Genomic DNA, 26,427 nt, shown 5'->3' with positions numbered 1-26,427 from the left:
GTACGAATATGAGTGTGCTACAAAATATAGAAATGATTCTTTGCAGTTTAGAAATAACGAAAAATGCACGAAAAGGTTTGGAACAGTGGTTTTTAAGTGAAGAAGCCTTCGTATCATCAGAGACTGCCTTTGATATACATATTGAAAAGAAACCTGAGAATCGTATGGGGAACCAATCCTATGCGTTGTTTTTTGATCCGAAAACAAATAAAAGGTTTGCTAAAGAAGTTCAACAACGTGTGGCAGTTATGGAATGTGTATTGAAACCAGATGGTCTGCTAGCAACCGGCTTTCATGTTAGAGGTGCAAGAGAGCCTGTCCAGACAAATCGGCGGCTACATACAGCAATAAAGTTTAGGCTACACCGCGCGGGAGTAGCACTACCAATCGAATTCTATACGAAGTTACGTCAATTGCCGATCGCAGAAGAGCGTTCAGAATATGTAAAAAAGCGAATTGAAAGTTGGGAAGGCTATCTACAAATTGCGGAGAAAAATGCGGATGTAGCGGATATCTCCTGTACATTTAGCCAAGCCAGTTTCACCAGTGATTTTACAAAGGTACGTCTACAATGTAAAGATTTACAAACGAAAAACTGGAAGCAACTCCGTGGATTTAGTGTCAAAATGAATGAACTTTCTACTGAAATCGGTCAAATCGTCGATGCTCAGAAAGGTCAAAAGATAATCGTCGTAGAACTAAATCAACGGTTTCAAAAGAAAGCACGATCCGAACGATGGTTACCAACACGTAATAAAAGTCTTGTGTTGACGAACTTTGCTGAATTAAGTCAGATTCGTCGGTTACGTAAAGGTTTCAAAGACTTACAAGATGGTCTAGCTGCCAATGCGAATTTGGAAAAGGTTTTATTTGAAGAACGGCCTGTTGTGCAAATTACTAACAAACAGCCGCAACTGGAGTTCCATAATAATTTGAATGAATTCCAGCAAGAAGCAGTCTCGGGAGCGATGAAAGCACATGATTTGTTTGTAGTACAAGGTCCGCCTGGGACAGGAAAAACAACGGTCATTTCCGAGATTTGCTATCAGAACGTCAAAGCTGGCTTGCGGACACTTGTCGCATCCCAATCAAACCTAGCAGTGGATAACGCACTCGGTCGATTACTGACAGATCCAGCGACACGTATTTTACGCTATGGACGATCAGAAAGTATTGAAGAAGAGGGCAAGCGCTTCATGGAAGAAAACGTGGCGTTGCACTGGAGAAATGAAACAATAGAAACCGTGCAAGCGACACGTGCTGTTTATCGAACAAAAGATATCGAATTACAAAAACGTGCAGATCAATTATCCGAGCAAATTCAACAGAACACAGAATTGAAAATTACATTAACTGAGCAGCTACAAATGCAAAATGTAGTGCAAAACAAATTGAAAAAACTAAAGTCTGAATACTTCTCTCGGAAATCCCTGCTTGACCAATCTGTACGTCGGCTTTCTCAAAAGCAACAGGGAATTGAGCAAACTGAAATAGACCTTGAACAGCGCGTAAAAGAAATTGCAGAGCTACGTAAACAGTTGAATTCAGAGCCGTATAAAGAAGAATTGTCAGCCCGAATAGAAGAACTGTTAAAAGAGCAGCAACTTTTAAGAGAGACACTAATATATATCAATTGGCTTGCAGAGCTGCAGAGCAATACCGAAACGCAACAAGAGATCATGGAAGAGTACAAAACATTTCCTGATCATGAACAGATGCTACAAGCCACACAGCGTGATGTGATGTCTCAGACAAAAATGAAAGATATCCACATGACGCTTGCTGCAAACCAGATTGAATTACCCATTCATATCACGTTGCGGAATAACGACTTACAACGAATCATCAAGTCGATTGAAAGTGGAGAGTATTCCTATGAATTTCAAGAATGGAAAGAGCTTCATGAGCGTTTTCAGACGGCTATTAATAAAACACATTCTCTTTTGCAGACTCACCGTTACCCGGTAGAAACCATTACAAAGTGCTCAACCGAAAACTTCACAACCATTCAGGAAATGCATGAAATGATTGATCGTCTGGGGAAGTTTCTTATTAACCCTACAACAAAAAAAGTGCTACAAAACAAAGAGATTTCATCCGCCAAAACGGAAGTTCTACAAAAGATTGCACAAGGTATGTCATTGTTTTATGGTAAAGAAGAGATCGTTCGTGCAAAAGGAATGGATCTTCAGCAACAGAAAGTCCACTCTGTAAAGGAAGTATTTGCAGAAGTGAAACATGAAATCCTGAAATTCCTACAACAGGAACTTCAAGAAATACAAGCCACTATACAACGAAAAGAAGAGCAGAAGCAACATCTGCAATCTAAGCAAATAGAATTGGAGAACCAGATTAAAGCATGGCTACAAACGAACGAGCCGCCTGAAAAACAGTGGGAGGAAAATCAGCTCACACAGGAAATTAAGCAGCTAGAAAATAAGATCATTGCGTGCCGACAACAAATAAAAAACGTAACGCAATTAACAGCGTCCATAACTACTTCAGAACTAAAGTGTTCTCAAGCAAAACAGCTGCTTGAACAAGAAAAAGTAGAAGTTCTAGCAGTAGAGCAAAAAACACTGCAATTACAGAAAGAACAACAACAACGACAGCAGGAAATAGAAGAGCTTGCAGTTCAGTTGAAACCAGATATAAAGGAGCAATTAGAAAAAGTAGAAATAGTGCTTACTCAAGCTGAACCCCAACTAGCAGAAGTAGTAAAAGAACAGCAACAGCTTCCAATTCTACAAGAACTGCAAGCGCAATGGGAAGAATTACTGCGTGATGCCAACGATTATGACCTGGATGAAATCCGTAAGCTTTATATCGATCATGCGAATGTAATTGGCACGACATGTGTCGCATCAGCTTCCAAGAAGTTTATGGAGGAATATCCTGTCTTCGATGTCGTCATAATCGATGAAGTATCAAAAGCAACACCGCCAGAATTACTATTGCCCATGCTAAAAGGTAAAAAGATTATTCTAGTGGGCGACCATCATCAGTTACCGCCACTCGTAGGACAAGAAACGATGGACGAACTGGTAGATCAACAAAAAGATCCTGAAGTGCAACGTGAAATGAAAAAACTGCTCAATGAATCATTATTTGAACGGTTATTCCGTACGTTGCCCAAGCAAAACAAAACGATGCTCAGTATTCAGTACCGTATGCATGAAAAAATCATGGAAACGATCGCACCGTTTTATAAAGATGGGGACTATCAATTACAATGTGGGCTTCCTAATTCAGACGAATTACGGGATCATCTGCTCGAAAGTAGAAATATCACTAGAAAAGACCACTTACTATGGCTGGATACACCCAATACCCCATCATTTTTCGAAAATCAAGTCAAAGGTGGGACAAGTCGTTTCAATGAAGCAGAACTAACCATCATTCAAGAAACTTTGCAAGATATTGAACAAGCGACCGAAAAAGCTAAAAAGGATGGCCTAATGATGCCAGACGAAAAGAAAAGTGTCGGCGTAATCAGTTTTTACGGTGAACAGGTAAAACGAATCGATCGATTGATTCAGCAGGAAATTCGACCCCAACAATTGCATTGTCGAACAGGTTCAGTAGATAAGTTCCAAGGTATGGAAATGGATATTATCATTTTAAGCTTCGTTAGGAATCATGGTGAGAAAAATGGTGATATTGGATTCGCGAAAGACTATCGACGACTGAATGTAGCGTTATCACGTGCAAGAGAACTGCTTATTATCATCGGAAGTTCTGAAATGTTTACGATCAAGACAAAGAATGCCTCTACGAAAGATATGTATAAAAAATTGCGGGAAGTAGTAGAACATCAAGGTGGATTGCGAAAAATAGAGCAAATCCAAGGAGGTTGAGTAGATGGATTCGCTTCGGAAAAGGTTGCAACGAGAACTCGAACAACAGTCGGATATCCAAATACAACAATCAGACAGCTGGGGATTGCCGGTCGAACTCATTAATATACCCTTCACAACTATTAAGCGCACGACAATGGATATACTAATGAAAATGATTTTACTTACAGTTCAAAAGCTAGATGTATCTGAATCAAAAATGATTGCAGAATTTCTAGCTGTTGAACCACTGTTTATAGAGGATTTGTTTAATAAGATGGAAGCGGCACAAATGATCGAGTTACGTAAAGAAAGTTTTGAATTGACTAGCATTGGAGTAAGGCAATTACAATCGGGTGTTTACGAACATCCACCTGAAAAGGCAGAAAAGAAGTTTTATTACAGTGCTTGCCACGATTCGATTTTATGTGAACAACCTGAAAAAATCTTCACAGCAAAAGTTAAAGAGTTTAGATTAGCAAGGAAATTCACCAGAAGCGCGCAACGATTAGATGATGAACAATTGCGGGCAACACTACTTGCTACTGGAGCAGAAGCTGCAGAAGGTCCACTACAGAAGGTTGTGGATAAAATAGAGACCCCCCGAACGCTTGATCATCAACTTATTCCTTGTGTAGAGTTCTATGTTTACAATCGTGCGGAAAACAACTATTTCACTAGAGTGTGGAATACATTAACAGAAGAATGGGACGAGCGTCTAGAGAAACTCATAGATGAACAAGCGCCTACTCGAAAATGATTGAAAAAGACCAAGGGAATTTTCCCTGGTCTTTTTTCACTTATGACTTACGCTTTTTTTGTGTGGGAGCTTTACGCAATTCAGCAAATTCTTTCGCGATCTCTTCATGCATATCGCGTGCGGCAATCGTTTGATTCTTTGGCGTTTGTGGTAATGAGCCAGCTGAATTACTTCCTTTACTATGTTCATCTCTTCCCATTGGTCATTCTCCCTTCTGTAAGTACCTTCATAAGTAAGTTGGTTCAAAAATGAGAAGTTATACATGAATATAGATAGAGCATTTGGCTAATACAGGTAAATGGGAAATGAATTCTATTTCGTAAGTCTTTCAATCGAGTTAAGGTTATTTAACCTGCCTAGTGTTTAGCATGTAGTGGATTGGGAATATATTCATTAAGCTTGGTAAATCGAATACGAGGAGGAGGAATATATATGGCTAACCAACATACTACAGAACAAGAGAAGAAAATGTCTCTGGAAGAAGCGGGGCGTAAAGGCGGTCAAGCAACCGCTAAAAAGCACGATAAAGAGTTCTATGAACAGATTGGTCGCAAAGGTGGGGAAGCCACAGCTCAAAAGCATAGTAGTGAATTTTATAAAGAAATTGGACGTAAAGGCGGAAAAGCTACTTCCGAGAAGCACGATAAACAATTTTATGAGAATATCGGACGTAAGGGCGGAGAAGCTAGAGCGCAACAGAATAAGAGTATGAACTAGACAGCAAGCTTAAACATATATTGTCGAGAAGAAAAAGACGTAACCGAATGGAGTATTTGACTCCGGTACGTCTTTTTTGTCGTGCTGAACTATAAAGAATACAAATATGCTATTGTTTCTAATGGTGCAGTACAGTATAACTGTAATAAGCAGAAGTAAAAGGAAATGGGTGAGAAAATGGAACAACGTAAAGAACAATGGTCTTCGAAGCTTGGGTTTATTATGTCTTCAGCAGGTGCAGCAATAGGCCTTGGAGCAATCTGGAAATTCCCGTATGTTACAGGAATGAGTGGCGGCGGTGCGTTTTTCCTATTATTCGTCGTATTTACAATTTTGATTGGATTGCCAATGTTGGTTTCTGAATTTATTATTGGACGTGGTTCGGGTAGAGAAGCAATCAGTGCTTACAAGAAGTTGGCGCCGGCTAGTGCATGGCCATGGATTGGCAAGCTCGGTGTAGCAGGCTGTTTTCTTTTACTGTCCTTCTATAGTGTAGTGGGTGGTTGGGTATTCGTGTATAGCGGATTGTCTATTGGTGGCAAAATCATTAGTGAAGGTGCTTCCTATTCGGAACAATTTGGTTCAATTGTCGGTTCGCCAATAACGACGTTAATCGGTCTGTTTCTATTTACGATTATTAACATATTAGTCGTATCTTCTGGTGTGCAAAACGGTATTGAAAAAGCGAATAAATATATGATGCCTTTATTATTTGTGTTTTTTATTATTTTAGTCGTTCGATCATTGACGTTGCCTGGTGCAATGGAAGGTGTGTCCTTCTTCTTGAAGCCTGATTTCTCAAGTATTACAAGAGAATCGGTGTTGTATGCACTTGGACAGTCTTTCTTTTCATTGGCTGTCGGATTTTCTTGTATGGTAACGTACAGTTCATACCTGAAGAAAGACGTTAGTTTGACTTCATCTGCAAGTTCCGTAGTGGGAATGAATTTATTTGTTTCATTACTAGCAGGTTTAGCTATTTTCCCAGCGGTCTTTGCGTTCGGGCAAGAACCGGCTGCGGGACCTGAATTACTATTTATGGTGTTACCAGCAGTCTTTTCACAACTCCCGCTCGGGCAAGTATTCCTGGCGTTATTCTTGATATTGTTCTTGTTTGCGACATTGACGTCTTCGTTTAGTTTGTATGAGATCATAGTGGCAGCGATGACAGCGAGTGGCAAGCGGACGCGTAAGTCTGTTACTTGGTTGATTGGTGCGGTTGTATTCATTGCTGCAATTCCTTCTGCATTGTCTTCCAGTACATTGTCAGGATTGCTGATATTCAATAAGAGTGTTTTTGATGCGACAGATTATCTAGTCAGTAATATTTTGCTTCCAGCAGGATGTTTGCTGATTGCGTTGTTCATTGTCCGCAAGATGGACCAAGTGTTGGTGCGTGATGAATTTACACAGTATAATACGCAATCCATAGGCTTCTATCCGCTCTGGCACTTTTTAATGAAATGGGTAGTGCCACTGACTATTATTGTGGTGTTCTTGAATACGCTCGGGATAGTGAAGTAAGGCAGATGTACAGAGGGGAATAGCACTGTTGATCTGCGTTCCAGGCGGTCGGGAGAGCCCGCGGTGAGCTGATCACCGGAGTCGCCGCCTGTAACGAAGATCAACTAGTAACGTTTCTAGATTTAGTGAGTGAAGGACAAAATCCTATGTAGTATATTTTTTGAGTCAAAACTTAACCAACTGTAAAAGGGGTTACTATTTCACTTTTTCCCTTCAATGCAGTCTCAACTATAAATACTCTTCATGTAGGAACGGAAACCTTAATAACTAAATAAGTAGCTTTCATCTTTTTAAGACTCTTTTATACGGGAGTCTTTTTTCTATGTAAAATAAGGGGTACCAATGGATTGATTTGACTTAGATCTATCTAAATTGTATAATACCTATTAAACATGTCGGAATAATATATTTTGACTGGAGTGGGGAAGAAATGCAAAAAATGATCACAATTCGTTCTGGGGAACATAATTTATCTGGTGCGCTTCATCTGCCTGAATATAGAAAAGAAGCAATACCATTACTAATATTTATTCATGGGTTCGTAGGCAGTAAAGTAGGAGAACACCGTCTGTTTGTTAAAGCTGCACGTTATTTTACTGAGCGTGGATATGGGGTATTCCGCTTTGATTTTAGCGGTTGTGGTGAAAGTGATGGAGATTATGCTGGTGTAACAGTAACGAATCAATTGAAGGAAGTGCAGGATGTCGTAGCTTATTTATGCTCCATTCGAGGAATAGATCAACGCCGCATTACGATGGTTGGGCATAGTATGGGTGGAGCTATTGCATCACTTACGGCGGCAAGCGATACCCGAATTAAACAATTAATTCTCTGGTCGCCGGTAGGTACGCCATACGAAGATATTACTGGGATTCTTGGACCGAAAGCGGTTCAAGAAATTGCTAGAAAAGGCAGTCATGATTACCATGGTTTTATGATCAGTCAAACGTTCCTGAAAGATTTAAAAAAGCATCAGCCTATTGAAGCGGTTCGCTCATTTAGAGGGTCAGCGCATATTATTCATGCAAAGGAAGACGAGCAAATTCCGAAAGAACATGCGGTGCGATACGCAAACTCACTTAATAAACGCGTAGATACTAGGCAAGTGTTTGAACAGTATATCGACAAAGCAGATCATACATTTTCCAGTCATTCATTCGAAGATGAACTATTCGACAAGAGTTTAGCTTGGCTCGAAGGTAGTCTAGTAGAAAAGTTAGTGTCTCAAACATAAATTCGTGAAAATCTTCCGCACAGTATACACGTGGCGGGAGATTTTTTAGTGAAAATAAAAAGGCGGGCTGCCTGACCCGTTTCCGCGGATCGGCAGCCCTAATTTTGGAATGTAGGGTAAAACTGGAGATAAGGAAAAAAGAAAAATTAAGTTGCTGCTGTTTTAGCAGCTTGAATGAAACGCTCATTCACAATGTCCCAGTCCACAGTGTGCCACCAATTTTGTACAAATTCGGGGCGGCGGTTCTGGTATGACAAATAGTAAGCGTGTTCCCATACATCAATGACTAGTAATGGAGTTTTTCCGTCTTTCAATGGTGTATCTTGGTTTGGCGTGCTCATGACTTCTAACTCGCCGTCAGAAAGTACTAACCAGCCGTACCCACTACCAAAGCGACTGACTGCCGCTTTTGACAAGACATCTTGGAAATTATCGAATGTATTAAAATACTTTTCGATTTCCCTTTTAATGTCTGCGGATGGTTCCCCTTTACTTTTTGGCGTCATGGATTCCCAGAATAAGCTGTGACAGTAATGTCCACCGCCGTTGTTTTGGACGGCAGTACGTATATCCTCAGGTACCTGACTGAGATCAGTCAATATGGTTTCAAGAGATTGAGAGTGTAACTCTTCATGGTTATCCAATGCCGCATTCAAGTTATTGACGTACGTCTGATGATGTTTGCCATGGTGGATTTCCAATGTCCGTGCATCAATATACGGTTCAAGGCCGTCTACTGCATAAGGCAAATCAGGAAGAACAAATGGCTTCAAATTTTCACCTCCAAAGAAACGATGAGAAACTTTAAAAGTTTCCCTAAGGAAATAATGTTTCCTTAAGGCAACATTAATAAAGAAACAATAAAAATGCAAGAGATTTATGAAAAATAAATAATAAACAGAACTAAAGGACTAGTAACGTTCTGCTTGAAATTAGAAATGAAAGAGAAAGATTTTTTGGCTTTTTAGTTAGCAAGTTTACCTTATTTTCATGAAGGGAATAGGTCAATAAAGCGAGGGATGACAATATGTTTAAGCGAATAAGTATGTTCATAATAATTATTATTTTATGTAGTATGACTATCACTACTAATCATTCATCTAGTAAAGCTGCTGAAACAACAGGCACAATTAGCGTCGTGTCATTTGACGGCTTGGGATATGAAGATGCAAAACGTTATATAAGCAAAGGAATCATGCCGAACTTAGAAAAGTTTCAGCAACAGGCAGCTTATGCCACAGACTTTGTTACAGTTACACCATCATTGACTGCACCATCCCATGCAGCAATGTCTACGGGTGCTGGACCTTCAAAGACAGGTATTGTCAGTAATCATTTTCATTCATCAGGGGAGAAAGTAAAAGAAGACCAAAGTGGTTTTGCGCAGACGTTGGGTGTTACGCCTATATGGAAAGAGGCAAGAAATCAAGGGAAAGTCACAGCAACCGTTTCTTTTCCTAACTCGAATCCAGAAAACGCATCTGCTGCTACTTATGCTGTCTATTCAGGTGGGACCTTAGCAGATTCGAAGCTTCATAACCTAAAGTTTTCAGAAGTAAATGATAAACGCGTTGAACAAATAAACGCAGGATCAATAAAAGTAGAAGAGGCAGTTATTTCATTGGATATAAAAAAATCACCTGCTAAAAATTTATATATTTTGCGAACAGATGAAAAAGAATCAAAATATTATATGTCTATGGATAGAAAAGATATGGGCGAAGAAGTATCACCCGATGATTGGATTGCTGTCGCGTTGCACTTACATAATTTTGATAGTGCAGGGTTTTACGTGAAACTAAAGAGAAATCCTGAGAACAAAGAAGAACTTCAGTTGTTTCAAGGTACTATAATGGGTGGACTATACAGAGGACCCGGAACATTTGCAGAAGAGATACAATCTGAATTTGGATTTTATCCAGCAGCTGATGAAATAGAGGCGTTTAAAAATGGAGATATTACAAGAGAAGAATATGAACAAGTAGGCGAACGATTCACAAACTGGGTGACAGATGTCAGTTTTTATATTAAAGAGAACTATCGGCCTGACCTATTATTTTACTATTATTCTGTAGTAGACAATGAACTACATGAATTTTTATTAAGAGAACCTGCTCAACCTGGATATCAATTAGCAAATGTAGTAGAAAAAGAGGAATATGTGAGCTGGGCATTTGGCCAAGCAGATCGTGCAATCGGTCGAATTAAAAACAATTTAAACCCCAATGATCACGTACTAATTGTGTCAGATCATGGATTGGAATCAATTCATACAAGGCTTTCACCGAATAAAGAACTGGAAAAGGCAGGACTACTTGTAAAAGATCAAGAGGGAAATATAGATGCATCTAAAACAAAAGCTTATGCAGAAGCGAGTGGAACGATTGCTCATGTTTATGTAAATTTGAAGGGCAGAGAGAAAAAAGGAATCGTGAAGGAAGAAGAATATGAACAAGTGAAGAAGGAAGTCGTATCGATCTTTACACATAAGACCGTTTTTACTGCACTTTCCCAAAATCCCGAAAAAGTAGCACACCCTATTTTACGTTGGCTTACTAGTAAAAATGGGAAATTTGATAAGGTCTATATGTATCCAAACTGGTCTGTCTTATCTAGCGAGAAGCAGTCTGAAGTGTATCCATACGAGACTATTTGGACAGAGGATCAAGAGGGATACGCTACTTTAAATAATAATAATAGTGGGGACGTGTTTTTATCCGCTGCTCCAGGGTTTATAATGGGGAAAGATGCAGAAATTGCTGTTGAACCAACGCAGGAATTAGGGAGTCATGGTGGAAATCCTGAACGCTTGCCATTACGGCCGATTTTATATGCATCGGGCCCTATGATCCCACCAGGCCAAATCAGCAAAAGAATTACGATGACAGATATTGCACCAAGTGTATATGAGTTATTAGGCTTACGAGTTCCAGACTTTGTAGAAGGAAAAATCATTTGGGCAGGAAGATAATTATACAGCTGGAAGAATAAATATAATATTCAAACAGATTTCATTCATTTAAGAAGTGCGTAGGTAGGACATAACCTATTGCACTTCTTTTGTTTTCAATAAAATTCTCTTACTATATTACTTTATCAAAAAAGCATCATGCGTTTAATCAGAATAAAAGTATAATGATGATTTTTTATAACTGGAATAATTCTGATAATTATAGTTGATAGAGCAAAGTCTTATTTCTGAATACTAATAAGTGGTAATTTAATTACACGCTATTTGCTTCAACTTCATTCCGGTGATCAACCATTTATTAACCAGTTTATTTGCAATAGAATTAGGGAAAGATTATAACAAATTGATTATGAAAAGAGGTGGAGACACTGAATAAAGTATTTACCGTCATGGCGTTTACAGGCGTGCCTTTAGTATTTATAGCGTCATTCTTGAATTGGTCAGATTTATGGATGTTTGCGCTATGTTGTTACAGTATTATTGCGCTAGCTGGATTCATCGGAAGAGCAACAGAAAGTTTAGCGATTGTCAGTGGACCACGAATTGGTGGTTTATTAAATGCAACTTTCGGTAATGCGGTAGAACTTATTATTTCTATATTCACGTTAAAAGCCGGATTAATTGCAATCGTACTGGCGTCGTTAACTGGTTCTGTTTTAGGTAACTTATTATTGGTACTGGGTTTATCGTTTTTCGCAGGTGGCCTGAAGCATAAGAGACAGAATTTTAATATTTTTGACGCTCGATTTAATTCCGCATTATTAATTTTTGCGATTGTCGTGGCATTTGTGATTCCGGAAGTCTTCTCGATGACGATGGATACTAGAACTGGGCTGAATTTGAGTGTTGGTATTTCGATCATACTGATCCTAATTTACTTGGCAGGTCTAGTATTTAAATTATTTACACACCGAGGCGTATTCGGTTCAGAAAATCATGAGACAGATGAAGTGCCGGAGTGGACAAAGATAAAGTCCGTAGTGGTACTATTAGTTGCAACAGTAGCTGTAGCATTTGTTTCTGAAAAGCTCGTGCATACATTTGGTACACTAGGTGAAAAATTTGGCTGGTCAGAATTGTTTATCGGTGTCATCATCGTCGCAATCGTTGGGAACGCAGCAGAGCACTCTTCTGCCATTACATTGGCAATGAAAAATAAAATGGATGTATCGGTAGAGATTGCAATCGGTTCTACCTTGCAGATTGCAATGTTCGTAACACCAGTGCTTGTACTGATTTCGTTAATGATGCCTACCGCAATGCCACTAGTATTCACTTGGCCAGAATTGATTGCTATGATTACTGCTACATTATTAGTGGTCAATATATGTAATGATGGGGAGTCCAATTGGTTCGAAGGTCTCGTGCTATTCTCAGCTTACTTAATAATGGGGATTGGATTCTTTTTGTTATAAGTATAAAAAACCGATTCGCTTAAAATAGCGAATCGGTTTTTTATCATGATAGGCGTTGCTTAAAATCTTCATAACCAAATTGTTTTACAATGTTGATCTCATTATTCGCAGTATGGAGGACGATAGACGGCAGATTGACTCCGTTAAAAGTATTATTCTTCACCATTGAATAATGCGCCATGTCGCAAAACACTAGACGGTCGCCAGGTTTTAATGACTGGTCGAATGAATAATCACCAATAACATCACCCGCAAGACAAGTTGGCCCCCCTAATCGATAAGTATGGACTTTTTCACCTGGTATACCTGCTCCGACAATCTCAGGACGATAAGGCATCTCCAGAACATCCGGCATATGGCAGGAAGCTGAGGTATCGAGAATGGCAATTGGCATGCCATTATGCATTGTGTCGAGCACAGTGGCAACGAGGAAGCCGGTGTTTAGTGCAACCGCTTCGCCTGGCTCCAGGTACACATCAAGTTGATACTTATCCTGCATAAATCGAATAGAGCGGATTAAGGTATCGATATCATAGTCAGGACGTGTAATATGATGACCGCCGCCGAAGTTGATCCATTTCATCTTCTGTAAATAGGGTCCGAACTCTTCATCGATGATTTGGATCGTCCTCCACAACGTATCAGAGTTTTGCTCACACATCGTATGGAAATGTAAGCCATGAATACCCTCTAGTTCATCAGCTTCAAAATTTTCCAACGTAACACCGAATCGTGAATAGGCGAAACAAGGGTTATACATGTCGACTTCAATCTCCGAGTACTCAGGGTTTATCCGGATTCCGCACTCAATGGATTTTTCCTGCTCCTGAACTCGGCTCTTGAACTGCTTCCACTGCGCAAATGAATTGAATACCAAATGATCAGAGTAGCGAAGGATCTCCTCAAACTCGTCTTCGTGAAAAGCAGGTGCATACGTGTGTACTTCTTTCCCCATCTCTTCAAAGCCAAGGCGCGCTTCAAATAAACCACTTGAAGTAACACCATGCAAATACTGTCCGATCAACGGATAGACTTCAAACATCGAAAATCCTTTTTGGGCAAGTAAGATCTTGCATCCTGTTTGATCGATAACGGATTTCAGTTTTTCTAAGTTAGCAATCAGCAATTTTTCATCAACGACATAACTAGGCGATGGAACTGCTTGTACATCAAAGTTCATACTATTCTCCTCAGTCTATCAAAGTTGGATTGAAGTCTTCGTGCCAAGGTAAACCATACTCATTCAACGCATCCATGAATGGATCTGGATCGAATTCTTCAATATTGAAGACACCCGGCTTTTTCCACTTGCCTGTTAACATCATCATCGCACCGATCATAGCTGGTACACCTGTTGTATAGGAAATAGCTTGTGATCCTACTTCACGATAGCACTCTTGGTGATCACAAATATTGTAAACGTAATACGTTTTTGGCTCGCCGTCCTTCGTACCTTGATAGATACAACCGATATTCGTTTTTCCTTTCGTACGCGGTCCGAGAGAAGCGGGGTCCGGTAGTACAGCTTTTAGAAATTGTAGTGGAACGATTTGTTGACCTTCGAATTCAATCGGATCGATGGACGTCATACCCACATTTTCAAGTACACGTAAGTGCATCAAATACTTTTCGGAAAACGTCATCCAGAAACGAATTTTATTTACACCAGTAATATTTTTCGCTAATGATTCAAGTTCCTCATGGTATAGCAAGTAGACATCTTTTGGTCCAATTTCAGGTAGATCATAGACACGTTTCACTTCAAGAGGTTCTGTTTCGATGAACTCTCCATTTTCGTAATAGCGTCCATTTGCTGTGATTTCACGGATGTTGATTTCCGGGTTAAAGTTAGTTGCAAATGGATAGCCATGGTCGCCTGCGTTGGCATCCACGATATCAATCGTATGGATTTCATCAAAGTAATGCTTCAATGCGTAAGCGGAGAACACACCGGTTACGCCAGGGTCGAAACCGCTGCCAAGCAATGCTGTAATACCTGCTTCTTCAAACTTTTCTTTATAAGCCCACTGCCATTTATATTCGAATTTCGCTGTATCAAGCGGCTCGTAGTTGGCAGTATCCAGATAGTCTACTTTCGTTTCGAGACATGCATCCATGATTGTCAAATCCTGATAAGGCAATGCGACATTAATGACGATATCTGGTTTGAATTCATTGATTAACGCAACGAGTTCGGGCACGTTATCCGCATCTACTTGTGCAGTTTGGATTTTGGTGCGTCCACCATCCAGCTTTTCTTTCAATGCATCACATTTAGACTTTGTACGACTTGCGATACAGATTTCTTCAAATACATCTGGTACCTCACAACACTTATGCACGACGACGCTTGCTACGCCGCCTGCCCCAATAATTAATGCTTTTCCCATTAAAGACACCACCAATTTAGTTATTTTTATTTATTGCAATTGTTAATTCACGCAACACTTTACAAGCAACTGCGGTCGATACACCACTTTGATCATAGACAGGGGACAGTTCATTAATATCACAGGCAACGATATTCAAACCGCTGACTGTCAAAATCGCATTTAGCAATTCAACAAAGCTCACGCCACCCGCTTCCGGTGTACCGGTTCCAGGGAATACGGAAGGATCCAGTACATCCAGATCGATTGTCAAATAGACGGGTTTACCCTGTAGTTTTTCAACCGTATTTTCAAGACCATCAAAATTAAATTTATTCATGAATACATGTTGCTGAGCCGCCCATTCGAATTCAGGACGATCACCTGAACGAATGCCGTATTGAAAGATTTTATTATCGCCGAGCAAGTCCCAAATTCTGCGTATAACCGTGGCATGGGATAGACGCTGATCCAAATAATCATCGCGCAAATCTGTATGTGCATCGAATTGAATAACATGCAGATCTGGGTACTTTTCCGCAGTAGCACGTACAGCCCCGAGAGTCACTAAATGTTCGCCGCCAATCATGCAAGGGATTTTCCCATCCTTCAAAACGAGTGAAGTGAACTCTTCAATTTGCTCGAGAGCACGTTCTGTATTACCAAAACTCAGTTCCAAATCACCGCCGTCGAATAATGAGTAATCCGTTAAATCAGCTTCTTGATACGGACTGTATGTCTCGAGACCAAATGACTCACTGCGCATCACTTTACTGGCGAAGCGCGTGCCAGGACGAAAAGAGGTTGTAGAATCAAAAGGAGCACCGAAAATTACGAATGAAGAATCCTTGTAATCTGCATCGAAACCTAGAAATGTTTCTATATTTTTATTTAGCATGAGTCAGTAACTCCTTAACATAATTCGGCAAGGCGAACGAGCCGACATGCAGTTTTGTATTATAATATTTTGTTTGTAAACCAAGTGCATTCCAGGCATCAGAATCCAAATCTTCTATTGGGTCATATTTCTTAGAAGCCAATCCGAACAGCCAGTGCCCTGATGGATAGGTTGGAATATGTGCTTGATAGACTTTAGAAACGGGGAAGAACCCCATAATACTTTTATGTGCTCGTTGCATACCGCGTGCGTCTTCGGCGTAGAAAGGACTTTCATGCTGATTCACAAGAATGCCATGTTCATTCAACGCCTTATAGCAATTGCCATAAAACTCTTTTGTGAAGAGACCTTCTCCTGGCCCGAATGGATCGGTGGAATCGACAATGATCAAATCATAGGCATTCTCTTGCTGACGGACGAATTTCAGACCGTCCTCAAAATAAAGCGTGACGCGCGAATCCGTTAGTTGCGCTGCGGTTTGCGGTAAAAACTTCTGACATACTTTCACGACCTGCTCGTCAATCTCCACCATATCGATTTGTTTGATCGATGGATAGCGCGTCAATTCACGTACGGTGCCACCATCACCTGCACCAATAACTAACACTTTCTGGATGGAGGGATTAGTAGCCATCGGCACGTGAACAATCATATCGTGATAAATGAATTCGTCTTTCTCTGTCACCATGACATAACCGTCCAATGTCAAAATTCTACCGAACTCTGTCGTTTGGAAGACATCAATTTTCTGGAAATCACTCGTTGCAGTATATAAATGTTCTTCAACGCGAAAGGAAAAGCGAGTATGAGGTGAATGATCTTCAGTAAACCATAGGTTCATCAAATGTCCTCCTTACTACGTTAATATAATCAACTTTTGAATCCTCGGTACCTGTTAAGAAACAACCTTTGTCTTTGCAGTAGTCGATATATTCTATTATTTCATGTGTAATTCGTTCTCCAGGTGCCACAATTGGAATGCCAGGGGGATAGCACATGACGAATTCGCTTGCTACACGTCCTGCAGATTCAGTTAGCAATATTATCTCTTTATCCGCGTAAAATGCCTGTTGAGGCGATTGTACAATTTCTGGGTTAATGTATTCATGGTCGAATAAAGAACTAGGATCCTTTTTATACCGCCGGTTGATTTCCGCTAGTGCTGCAACTAGTCGTTCAAGATCCAGCGTACGATCTCCGACTGAAATATAGGCGAGGATATTCGCTACATCTCCGAACTCGATTTGAATATCGTATTCATCGCGTAAAATATCATACACTTCAATTCCTGCAAGTCCCATTTGGCGCGTATGAATAGACAGTTTGGACTCGTCGAAATCATAGATGGTATCACCGTTGATCAGCTCTTTGGAGTATGCATAGTAGCCACCAATCTGATTAACTTCATCGCGAGTATACTGCGCCATCCTGATCACTTTATCGAAAATTTCCTGACCGTGTAATGCCAGGTTTTTACGTGAAATATCCAGTGACGACATCAATAGATAAGAACCGCTCGTAGTCTGCGTTAAGTTAATAATCTGTCGCGTATAGCCTTCACTTACTTTATTATTGATTAATAAAAATGAACTTTGCGTTAAAGATCCACCTGATTTATGCATACTGATAGACGCCATATCCGCGCCGACGGACATAGCGGAAGCAGGCAAATTATCATTGAAATAAAAATGTGTGCCATGTGCTTCATCCACTAACACGAGCATACCGTGTGTGTGTGCTAGGTCAGTAATGGCTTGCAGATTGGAGCAGATACCATAATAAGTTGGATTATTAATAAGAATCGCTTTAGCATCAGGGTGATCCACAATTGCTTTCTTTACTTCATCCACCGCCATGCCAAGTGGAATACCAAGTTCTCTTTGCACTCCAGGATTCACATAGATGGGAATAGCACCACTTAAGATTAAGGCGTTTATGGCACTGCGATGAACATTTCGCGGCATGATGATTTTCTCACCTGTTTTACAAGCGGTCATGACCATAGCTTGTACGGCAGAGGTCGTCCCATTTACAAGCAAGAAGGCGTGCTTCGCGCCAAAAGCGTCTGCTGCCAACTCTTCAGCCTCACGTATGACAGAAACGGGGTGACATAAATTATCAAGAGGTTTCATGGAATTTACGTCATGATGCAAGCAAGTCTCCCCGAGGAAATCTGCAAGTTCCTTATTGCCCCGACCGTGTTTGTGTCCGGGAACATCAAAAGGAACGACACGTGCTTCTTGATATTCCTCCAATGCTTCCATAATTGGAACGCGATGTTGTGATAATTTCAATGGTCTCTCCTCACTCATTTTCATAGACGTTGGAACCGCTGTAGATTTCAATCATCTCTTTGCGAAGGTTATGAGATATTTGAAGGCGTTCTTTTGGCGGTATTTCTGAAACGTCTTTGTTAAATAGGTAATCTTGCAAATCAATTTCTTTAATAAGTAATTTTGTATGGAAAATATTTGCTTGGTAAACATTTATATCGATGGCATCATACTTCTGCAATGTTTTCTCGTCAATGAAGTCTTGGATTGATGTGATCGCATGATCCATAAATAGTTTTTTACCGTCTACTGATCGTGTAAATCCACGTACGCGATAATCTGCGGTAATAATATCCGAGTCAAAGCTTCCGATAAGGTAGTCAAGCGCGTTCAATGGGGAAATCTCCCCACACGTCGACACATCTATATCTACACGAAATGTCGCAATAGAGTTATCGGGATGATACTCGGGATACGTATGGACAGTCACGTGGCTTTTGTCTAAATGACTGACGACGGAGTCTTTATCTGGCAAGATAGGAATCGCGCCTTGATTACAAGAAGGATCAATTTGTGATGCAGGAAATTTTTCCTCTGAAATCATCAACGTTACACTAGCACCTTGAGGGTCGTAATCTTGTTTACTTACATTCAAAACATGCGCACCAATCATTTCGGTCACATCGTAGAGAATTTTCGTTAAACGTTCTGAATTGTATTGCTCATCTATATAGGCGATATACTCACTTTGCTCTCTTCTACTTTTTGCATAGCTTACATCGTAAATGTTGAAGCTAAGAGTTTTGGTGAGGTTGTTAAAGCCGTAGAGCTTCAGCTTATTTTCCAACCGTAACATCCGTCCTTTCTAATTAAAGTGTTTATAAGCATGTTCACATAAAAAAAGTCCCTCTCCAATCCACATGAAATAACACAAACATGACAGATTGGAGAGGGACCTTTACTCTGCGTCGCTTGTTGATATAAGAATAGAGATGAATTCTATTCCATTACATAACAGGTGATTGGGTTGGCATAATACTCACAGGTACTCTTCCTAAATTAAAAAACTTATGAAATTGATTTCATTATAAAGGAAAAAGAATAAAAAACATAGACTTTTTATTAAAAAATATTAGAAAACAGGAACTATATAGAGAATGGTAGAATGCTTTGAATTGTCGCCAGAACGTCTTTACGATATGGTATATAAAACAATTACTACATTTTCTGGAGGTAATGAAATGAACGATACGACAGTGGAATACTTAGAACAAGTTCGACAAGATTTCGAGTCAAGTCCTTTTTGGAAATTTGCAGGTCTCCAAACACAAAAACTTGAAGCGGGTCATGTGGAATTATATTTACCTTATCGTCAACACTATGATAATGTACGCGGAACTATTCACGGCGGTATGTATATGTCCGTACTCGATACGACGATGGGAATGCTTTGTCGTTCGATGGGTGCAAATGATGTCATGACGATACAAATGACAACACAATTTCTAAAGCCGGTCATTCAGGAAGCTGTTTATTCAAAAGCTGCCGTGATCAATAGAACACGCTCTACAGCTTTGGTTGAAGGAACACTCTTCAATGAGAAAGATGAATTAGTTGCTCATTGTACTGCTACGTTCAAGTTGAAATGATTACTATGAACTGGGAAGCGATGCGTAGGCATCTAGCTTTAAAATTAAAAAAGCAGCCAAGCATAAAAGCGTGGCTGCTGCTCGGTAGATCATCCTTTTGGAAGGAACGTGCCACAATCTGTTTCGGCTGAGTCTTTCGCTTTTTTTCCTTTTCGTGAGATAACTTTGATTTCATCTGCTCCACATTGATTACCTGATTCCCAAAAATGACAGTTCGTTACTTCACATAATACGTCTTTTGCCAATTGACCCACCTCCTTTTTACTAGCATATCCAGAAATACTGCATACATACAGGAGATAGGGAAGTAGTACATTTTGATAATTTTGGAGGAGAGTTCATGGTTACTGTACAAGATATTGCGACACCACGTTTACAGAATTACTTGGAATTCGTACGTGATCCGATTGCTTTTTTCACGCGAGTACAGCCGCTTGGTGATGTGATTTCTTTGAAGACAGGTATTTCCCCGACGTTTGTGGTCAACAGTCCCGAAGCTATTCGTGAAATCTTGATTCGTCAAGACCAGTCATTTATTAAAGGACGGACAACGACTGTATTGCGAAGAACAGTGGGAGAAGGTCTACTGACGACAGAAGGAGAGCGACATGCGACGCAGAAGAAATATATTCAGCCAGCGTTTTATAAAGATGTACTGGAGCGTTATGCCTATGCCATCATGGATGAAACCGAGAAGCTAGTCGAACGTCTTGAGCATGAAGAGGAAGTGGATATACATAATGTTATGATGCGTTTGACTTTATCGATCATTACACGAACGATGTTTTCGACAGATGTCTCGGCAGAGGAGAAAGAGCTCGCGGATGCTGTCACGACAACGATTGAGCAAAGCGTCAAAATTTTATTCAGTCCCGTGATGATCCCGGCTTCAGTTCCGACTACAGGGAACTTGAAACATAAAGAGGCAATACAGACACTAGAAGCCATGATTGACGATGTGTTAGTTGCTGCGAATGAGCATCCTGAATGGTTTGAAGATTCGTTGCTTGGCATGATGATGGCGGTGACTGATGAGGCGGGAAACAGATTGCCCGACAAAGAAGTACGTGATCAAATGATGACGATGTTGCTAGCGGGCCATGAAACAACAGCGAACTTATTAGGCTGGCTATTTGCTGAAATTGCAGGGCATCCTGAAGTGGAGAAACGTCTGTTGGAAGAATTGAATACAGCGGACTTGGTAGGTAACCCATTTAATTGGATGCGAGAATTACCGTACACACAGCAACTTATTGAAGAAGGCTTGCGTCTTTATCCTCCTGCCTGGCTAATTTATCGTGAACTTGACGAAGCTGTTGAGATGTTCGGGAGAACTTTCAAAAAGGGAAGCACATTTATGATTTGTCCGTATGCGGTTCACCGAAATGAAGAAGTATTCCCGGATCCATGTGCATTCAACCCGGATCGGTTTGCGGCAGGTAATAAGTATGCGCCATTTAGTTATTTCCCATTCGGTGGTGGTTCCCGCAGTTGCATCGGTTCGCGATTTGCTATGCTCGAAGCAACACTCATCCTGTCAGTGCTGTATAAGAAGTTTTTATTCTATAATGTTCGATCGCATCGGCCTGATCCGGAACCGTTGATTTCATTGCGGATTAAAAATGGTTGGCCAATGAAGATAGAGAAGCGCCGATAACCGACGCGAACCCAAAAAACAGCGATCATCAATAGGATGATCGCTGTTTTGCTATTAGATAAATACAACCGCATCTTTTGGAGTCGGTAACTCGACGATGCGCTGTACTTCATCACCTTCAAGCGTTTCTTCTTTAAATAGAGCATTGACCAACTCTTCAAATTGATACGGGTGCTCCTTAATGAGCGTTTCCGTCTTTTTGGCAGCTTGATTAAATAGCATTTGCATTTTTTCTTCTCTTTCAGCTTTATTGAAGATCAAAGAAAACCCTTCCTGGAACAATCCAGTGTTCACCATACGCTCAAGAATATCTTTGGCCTGTTCCACATCGCCTCCAACACCAATACTGTGCTCACCTAAATAGAGACGCTCTGCAATGCCACCCGCAAGGATCATACTGACTTGATCAAGCAATTCGGTAGCTGTAGATAAATGCAATTCCTTTTGAATAGGGGCTACATAACCGAGTGCTTGACCTCTTGGTATGATTGTAGCTTTTCTCACAGAACCTGGCTTTGTAAGAGCAGCGATGATGGCGTGCCCCGCTTCGTGAATGGCAACACGACGCTTCGTTTCTTGATCGCTTAACGTGCGCGCTGTATTTCCAAGGATTGTTCGGTCAATTGCAAAATCCAAATCATGCTTCTCGATTAGTTTCCGACCTTCGCGAATGGCGCGGCGGCTAGCTGTTTCGAACAAACTGCTAATTTCTGCACCGGAAAAACCTGAAGTGCTGTCTGCAAGTGTATCGAGAGAAGTTGCTACATTAGGAGCCAACGTTTTGCCGTTTGTATGGATATCGATAATTTCGCGACGTCCTTTTGTATCTGGCAGTTGAACGTTAAAAGTAAAGTCGATACGTCCTGGTCGCAAGAATGCATCATCCAGCATATCTTTTCGATTCGTTGCGGCAATGAATAAAACACCGTCATTATCATTTCCACCATCAAGTTGAACGAGCAATTCAGTTAACGTCTTTTCAGATTCTTCTCCTCCATGTTCTTTTCGTTTTCCAGCCAATGCGTCTACTTCATCTATAAAGATGACAGAGGGGCGTTGCTTGCGGGCGTTTTCAAAAAGTGTCCGAACGCGTGAAGCACCAACACCTACAAATAATTCTGTAAAGGCTGCACCACTAGAAGAATAAAAAGTAGCTCCTATTTCTTTTGCGATAGCCTGAGCTAGTAACGTTTTACCAGTCCCCGGAGGTCCATACAATAAAATACCTTGAGGCAATGCAATGCCCATTTCTTTCGCTGCTTCAGGATTTTTGAATACTTCTAATGTCTGTAGGATTTCTTCTTTCATTTCTTGAGGGATTCCACCGATATCAGCCATTGTAATATCAGGAAGCGGAGTCGCTTTTGATGCCTGGTGTTTCATAGCTGACGCACCAATATTAAGCTTACCTTTTTTGTGAAGAATGAAAAGTGTCAAAAGAGCCGCAAATATAAGCCCACCAAAAATCCAACTACCCGTCGAACTTTCTGCTTTATATTGATAAGACACATTATATTTCTGAACCAAGTCATCCACTAATGTACTTTGTGGACGCACCATCGTGCTGTATGTTGTGTGATCTATAGTGATCGATAACTTTCCTTTGGCCGTTTCATTTAGTAAGACACTAGCACCTGATTGTTCAGCAATCAGTTTTTCCATCTGAGCAAAGGATACTTCTTTTCCTTCAGTAGATTGTAAATAGTTCCAAGTGACAACTGCAACGATCGCCGTGACAAAGAGGGCTACGACTAAAATCTTTGATGCTAATTTTGAAATAGACTTCAAGGCCAGCTCCAGCTCCTTTAGTGAATTACCTAAATTATACGTAGAAACAGTAGTTTTGAACAGTGTATAAATTGAATAAATAGTTACAAAATCAAGACGGTGTGAGGAAATACCTAAAGAAGAAGCTGTGGATTCGATTTGCTGGGGTGGAGTGGTGCTAAATAGGCTTACAAAACTAGAGATAGCGTACAGCACCCGACTAGCAAACGCGTTTGGCGGAAAGACTAGGCGGCTGCGGGTCATTGTGACTTTTTGTTGTGGTCGTTGCTCGACTTATTGTCCGGTATTGAAATTAGTGCGTGTCTGCTTTCTGGACCCGCGCAGGCACGTGGGGGATTGCCTCCAGCCAGGAGCCAGCTGGCGGTGGGGCTGCCAGTTGTCTCCTGGCCGCGGCCTACCCCGCAGTTGTGTCTGTGCTATTGAGCAGTTTTAGTTTTGATTGTGGTTCTAAGCAGGATAGTAAAATCATGAATTGTGTACCTTACCCAACCTGCAAACTCGGTTGGCGAAAAGACTATGCGGCTGCGGGTCTTTGTCACTTTTCGTTGGGGGCGGCGCTCGACTGTTTGTTGGGGACTGAAATTAGTGCGTGTCTACTTTCTGGACTCGCACAGGCACGTGGGGGATTGCCTCCAGCCATGAGCCAGCTGGCAAAGTGCCGCCAGTTGTCTCCTGGCCACGGCCTACCCCGCAGTTGTGCCTGCGCTACTGAGTGGTATTTATTTTGTTTGTGGTTCTAAGAATGATAAATAGCGTAACTTATCCAACCTGCAAACGCGGTTGGCGGAAAGACTATGCGGCTGAGGTCTTTGTCACTTTTTGTTGGGGGGCGTTGCTCGGCTGGTTGTTGGGACTGAAGTTAGTGAGTGTTCGTTTTCTGGACCAGCGCAGGCACGTGGGGGATTGCCTCCAGCCAGGAGCCAGCTGGCGATGGTGCTGCCAGTTGTCTCCTAGCCACGGCCTACCCCGCAGTTGTGCCTGCGCTACTGAGTGGTATTTATTTTGATTATGGTTCTAACAAGAATAAAATCAGTAACTTAATGATACTGATCTTCTAGTTTTGAAAAAGAAGTATACGAACTGCCCTATACCCGATGCAACGAACGCGAAAGCCATCCACCAGCGTCGAAGTGGGGACAATGAACTTGCCACTTAGATTGCCAGCTAAACCACAACCTCCAGATCAAACAGGAAACAGGAAATGCACGTGCAAGAACCACAATCCAACGCCGCTTATTACGTACGCTTTACAGAAACATAATCCGTAGTCACTTAAGCACATATTCCTTTAAAAACAACTATATGAACTGCCTACCCGCAATCCAACGAGTAGCTCTGTACAAAACAAACAATTAAATGATCTTGCCGAATCACTACATATGCCACTTACTCCATACCATGCACCTTACCCAAAAGAGGGCTTCTCACTATCTTCAAAATAAAACAAACTCAAAAAAAGAAGCTGTTACTAGAAATCGTGTTTCCCACGACTTCAAGTAACAGCTTCTACTATTTTACTAGAGTGACCTATTTAGGCCGTACATCTTCTAACACAGCAAAACCACCACGAACTTTTATGTCAGCGAGCAATTTACCTTTACGGGATAGATCTTCCAACTGCATACCTGTGTTTTCAGCTACATAGAAACGATCAGGAAGGAAGTTTGCGAAATACATCTGATTTTCATCGATATCAAGTTCGCCGTAGTAGTACATATCTCCTTTTAAAAATAACCCATCGCTTGGTTTCTTATGTGTAACGGTCTTCAAACCATATAGATCTCCTTCTTCTAACTGCAATACAGCATATACCGTTAGCTTTCCAGTATCATGTTTGGAAAATTCTTTAATGAGCGCAGGGTCAAGATCTTCTTTGGAGAATTCTTCAATCGCAAACTGAAGACTGACATAATCACCATAAAGAATATCGCGTGGGTCAACAGGCACTGTTTCCAGTGTGATAGTTTCACCAGTATTCACTGTGTATAAAGGCTTCCAAGTCATCGCTAATAGAAGTATGATTGGGACGATTAAGGCTAATAGAAATAGATTCCGTTTACTCTTCATGACGTTTCACCGTCTCTCGTCGTGATTTTTCAAACCAGAATCCAAAACCGATTAACAGTAAACCGCCTATGATGAAAAATAATGATTTTGGCATGAAATTATATGAGATATCCGTGTAATAGCGGTAGATTAACGCACATGTGATCAAAATAGCTGGTAAGCTATCTTTCTTTAGAAGATAAAGCAACAAGATAACGAATACAGCAGTGAAGATGTAAGGTGCAGAATCTTCGAATCGTAAATCATCCCATATGAACGGGAAAGTCAGCATAATACCCGTGATTCCAAATAGTACGGAACCCGCCCAAGAAGACTCTGTACGATAATGTTTGAGAGGTGCGAGTGCAAGAAGCACACCTAATACAAAGACAATCAATACAGAAATCCATTCATCCACATGGAAGAACTCTAACATATTGACGATAAAAGCCACACTAAGCAAAACATTCATGACGAACAACGAACTCTTTCTTCCGAATCGCATTTCATTCATCCAGAATAGTAGAGGAATCAATAGGAACAACCAAAAGGGATCGAAGCTTCCCACTGCATAAGCTGTGAAAGCACTAAAGCTATAGATTGTGAAAAATGCACTAGCGAATACAGCAAGCAATTGATCTTTTAGATAGTAGGCTAGTGGCAAGATGCCGATCCCCCATAATAGGAAGTCCGTATATACAGTATGTTGTAAATGAAAGCTTTGACCAATTAGGAATATCCCCGCACCAAAAATAGCAGCCCCGATATAGTACATACTGCGAGATGTTCGTTCGTAATCTCTTTCAAGCTTATATCCTGCAAAGTATGCCAAGATCATGCCGGCAACAATTAATCCAAACTTAAAGAATGGCGTCAGACCTGCCCAGTTGCCTGCGATAAAACTCAGTATCCCGACCCCGACTAATATAGCTCCGAAAGCTAGCAAGATTCTCACGAAATTAGTGCTACCTTTAGCTTCATATAGCGAGAGCATTTCGTTAGCATCTGCTTCTTTCATTTTGCCTTGCTGTTGTAAAAAAGAAAACTCTTGTTGCAAGAAAGTGAATTGTTGTTTACTGACATTTCTCTTCACACTGATTCCCTCCCTTCATACTAGTTACTAAGTAGACGAATCAAGTTATTATATGTTACAGAATATGAAGAATGAAAAGAGTCCTACAGAAGTTATCTAGTTGAATACAGTATCTCGCATATTTTTTAAAAACACAATAAATACTAGGAAAATACATATATCTCCTTTAATTTCCTATTGACATCCTCTTGAGAACA

Annotated in this window: 21 protein-coding genes; 9 read left to right on the top strand and 12 right to left on the bottom strand. The window is 40.7% G+C overall.

Annotation, left to right across the window (positions count from 1 at the left end; all coding sequences use genetic code 11):
- Positions 1 to 8: 8 nt before the first annotated feature.
- A complete protein-coding gene (locus CSV80_RS09020) occupies positions 9 to 3,857 on the top strand; it encodes an AAA domain-containing protein (RefSeq protein WP_099670565.1) in 3,849 nt (1,282 codons plus the stop codon).
- A gap of 4 nt (positions 3,858 to 3,861) precedes the next feature.
- Positions 3,862 to 4,596 (top strand): hypothetical protein, encoded by a 735-nt coding sequence (locus tag CSV80_RS09015; RefSeq protein WP_099670564.1) that lies wholly within the window; start codon positions 3,862 to 3,864, stop codon positions 4,594 to 4,596.
- 40 nt (positions 4,597 to 4,636) lie between these two features.
- On the opposite strand, the gene CSV80_RS17660 is transcribed toward CSV80_RS09015, so the two are convergent.
- Positions 4,637 to 4,795, bottom strand: a complete 159-nt coding sequence (locus CSV80_RS17660) for a hypothetical protein (RefSeq protein WP_199083955.1) — start codon at positions 4,793 to 4,795, stop codon at positions 4,637 to 4,639.
- A gap of 233 nt (positions 4,796 to 5,028) precedes the next feature.
- On the opposite strand from CSV80_RS17660, the gene CSV80_RS09010 reads away from it, so the two are divergent.
- The 3 genes from CSV80_RS09010 to CSV80_RS09000 all read left to right on the top strand — a co-directional run bounded on the left by CSV80_RS09010 (position 5,029) and on the right by CSV80_RS09000 (position 8,071).
- The gene (locus CSV80_RS09010) at positions 5,029 to 5,313 is read left to right on the top strand and encodes a KGG domain-containing protein (protein ID WP_099670563.1); all 285 of its coding nucleotides are present in this window, start codon (positions 5,029 to 5,031) and stop codon (positions 5,311 to 5,313) included.
- 177 nt (positions 5,314 to 5,490) lie between these two features.
- Positions 5,491 to 6,837 carry a sodium-dependent transporter gene (locus CSV80_RS09005; protein ID WP_099670624.1) on the top strand — a complete coding sequence of 449 codons (1,347 nt, stop codon included), beginning with the start codon at positions 5,491 to 5,493 and terminating at the stop codon, positions 6,835 to 6,837.
- A gap of 430 nt (positions 6,838 to 7,267) precedes the next feature.
- Complete coding sequence (locus CSV80_RS09000; protein ID WP_099670562.1) at positions 7,268 to 8,071, top strand: alpha/beta hydrolase family protein; 804 nt, start codon at positions 7,268 to 7,270, stop codon at positions 8,069 to 8,071.
- A gap of 146 nt (positions 8,072 to 8,217) precedes the next feature.
- Here the strand turns inward: CSV80_RS09000 and CSV80_RS08995 are convergent, their stop codons facing one another.
- Complete coding sequence (locus tag CSV80_RS08995) at positions 8,218 to 8,844, bottom strand: superoxide dismutase (RefSeq protein ID WP_099670561.1); 627 nt, start codon at positions 8,842 to 8,844, stop codon at positions 8,218 to 8,220.
- 302 nt (positions 8,845 to 9,146) lie between these two features.
- On the opposite strand from CSV80_RS08995, the gene CSV80_RS08990 reads away from it, so the two are divergent.
- Both CSV80_RS08990 and cax read left to right on the top strand, forming a co-directional pair.
- Positions 9,147 to 11,042, top strand: coding sequence for an alkaline phosphatase family protein (locus tag CSV80_RS08990; protein WP_158231982.1), 1,896 nt, complete (start codon positions 9,147 to 9,149; stop codon positions 11,040 to 11,042).
- 368 nt (positions 11,043 to 11,410) lie between these two features.
- Positions 11,411 to 12,457 (top strand): calcium/proton exchanger, encoded by a 1,047-nt coding sequence (gene cax / locus CSV80_RS08985; protein ID WP_233201556.1) that lies wholly within the window; start codon positions 11,411 to 11,413, stop codon positions 12,455 to 12,457.
- A gap of 43 nt (positions 12,458 to 12,500) precedes the next feature.
- Here the strand turns inward: cax and nspC are convergent, their stop codons facing one another.
- From nspC to speD, 6 genes are read right to left on the bottom strand one after another with little or no spacing between them, the layout of a single operon-like run.
- Positions 12,501 to 13,637 (bottom strand): carboxynorspermidine decarboxylase, encoded by a 1,137-nt coding sequence (gene nspC / locus CSV80_RS08980; protein WP_099670558.1) that lies wholly within the window; start codon positions 13,635 to 13,637, stop codon positions 12,501 to 12,503.
- A 10-nt stretch (positions 13,638 to 13,647) separates the two neighbouring features.
- The gene (locus CSV80_RS08975) at positions 13,648 to 14,847 is read right to left on the bottom strand and encodes a saccharopine dehydrogenase family protein (RefSeq protein ID WP_099670557.1); all 1,200 of its coding nucleotides are present in this window, start codon (positions 14,845 to 14,847) and stop codon (positions 13,648 to 13,650) included.
- A gap of 16 nt (positions 14,848 to 14,863) precedes the next feature.
- Positions 14,864 to 15,724, bottom strand: a complete 861-nt coding sequence (speB, locus tag CSV80_RS08970) for an agmatinase (RefSeq protein ID WP_099670556.1) — start codon at positions 15,722 to 15,724, stop codon at positions 14,864 to 14,866.
- Positions 15,714 to 16,565, bottom strand: coding sequence for a polyamine aminopropyltransferase (gene speE, locus CSV80_RS08965; protein WP_099670555.1), 852 nt, complete (start codon positions 16,563 to 16,565; stop codon positions 15,714 to 15,716). The genes speB and speE overlap by 11 nt, the downstream gene beginning before the upstream one ends.
- Positions 16,546 to 18,042 carry an aminotransferase class I/II-fold pyridoxal phosphate-dependent enzyme gene (locus tag CSV80_RS08960; RefSeq protein WP_099670554.1) on the bottom strand — a complete coding sequence of 499 codons (1,497 nt, stop codon included), beginning with the start codon at positions 18,040 to 18,042 and terminating at the stop codon, positions 16,546 to 16,548. The genes speE and CSV80_RS08960 overlap by 20 nt, the downstream gene beginning before the upstream one ends.
- On the bottom strand, positions 18,029 to 18,853 hold the full coding sequence (gene speD, locus CSV80_RS08955; protein WP_099670553.1) for an adenosylmethionine decarboxylase: 825 nt from the start codon (positions 18,851 to 18,853) through the stop codon (positions 18,029 to 18,031). The genes CSV80_RS08960 and speD overlap by 14 nt, the downstream gene beginning before the upstream one ends.
- A gap of 301 nt (positions 18,854 to 19,154) precedes the next feature.
- Between speD and CSV80_RS08950 the strand changes: the two genes are divergently transcribed.
- Entirely contained in the window at positions 19,155 to 19,646 is a 492-nt protein-coding gene (locus tag CSV80_RS08950) for a PaaI family thioesterase (RefSeq protein WP_233208473.1), read from the top strand.
- An 89-nt stretch (positions 19,647 to 19,735) separates the two neighbouring features.
- Here CSV80_RS08950 and CSV80_RS08945 read toward each other — a convergent pair whose 3' ends face one another.
- Positions 19,736 to 19,891 (bottom strand): DUF1540 domain-containing protein, encoded by a 156-nt coding sequence (locus tag CSV80_RS08945; protein WP_085131684.1) that lies wholly within the window; start codon positions 19,889 to 19,891, stop codon positions 19,736 to 19,738.
- A 95-nt stretch (positions 19,892 to 19,986) separates the two neighbouring features.
- Between CSV80_RS08945 and CSV80_RS08940 the strand changes: the two genes are divergently transcribed.
- Positions 19,987 to 21,303: a cytochrome P450 gene (locus CSV80_RS08940; RefSeq protein WP_099670552.1), complete on the top strand. Its 1,317-nt coding sequence runs from the start codon at positions 19,987 to 19,989 to the stop codon at positions 21,301 to 21,303.
- A 54-nt stretch (positions 21,304 to 21,357) separates the two neighbouring features.
- Here CSV80_RS08940 and CSV80_RS08935 read toward each other — a convergent pair whose 3' ends face one another.
- The 3 genes from CSV80_RS08935 to CSV80_RS08925 all read right to left on the bottom strand — a co-directional run bounded on the left by CSV80_RS08935 (position 21,358) and on the right by CSV80_RS08925 (position 26,230).
- Positions 21,358 to 23,091: an AAA family ATPase gene (locus CSV80_RS08935; RefSeq protein ID WP_099670551.1), complete on the bottom strand. Its 1,734-nt coding sequence runs from the start codon at positions 23,089 to 23,091 to the stop codon at positions 21,358 to 21,360.
- A gap of 1,527 nt (positions 23,092 to 24,618) precedes the next feature.
- The gene (locus CSV80_RS08930) at positions 24,619 to 25,158 is read right to left on the bottom strand and encodes a GDYXXLXY domain-containing protein (RefSeq protein ID WP_099670550.1); all 540 of its coding nucleotides are present in this window, start codon (positions 25,156 to 25,158) and stop codon (positions 24,619 to 24,621) included.
- On the bottom strand, positions 25,148 to 26,230 hold the full coding sequence (locus CSV80_RS08925) for a DUF2157 domain-containing protein (RefSeq protein WP_099670549.1): 1,083 nt from the start codon (positions 26,228 to 26,230) through the stop codon (positions 25,148 to 25,150). Before CSV80_RS08925 ends, CSV80_RS08930 begins: the two co-directional genes overlap by 11 nt.
- Positions 26,231 to 26,427: the final 197 nt, after the last annotated feature.

The organism is Sporosarcina sp. P12(2017) (genome assembly GCF_002743035.1).
Lineage (GTDB): Bacteria > Bacillota > Bacilli > Bacillales_A > Planococcaceae > Sporosarcina > Sporosarcina ureae.
The sequence above is the reverse complement of the archived record's forward strand: the minus strand, read 5'-3'. Positions and strand labels throughout refer to the sequence as shown.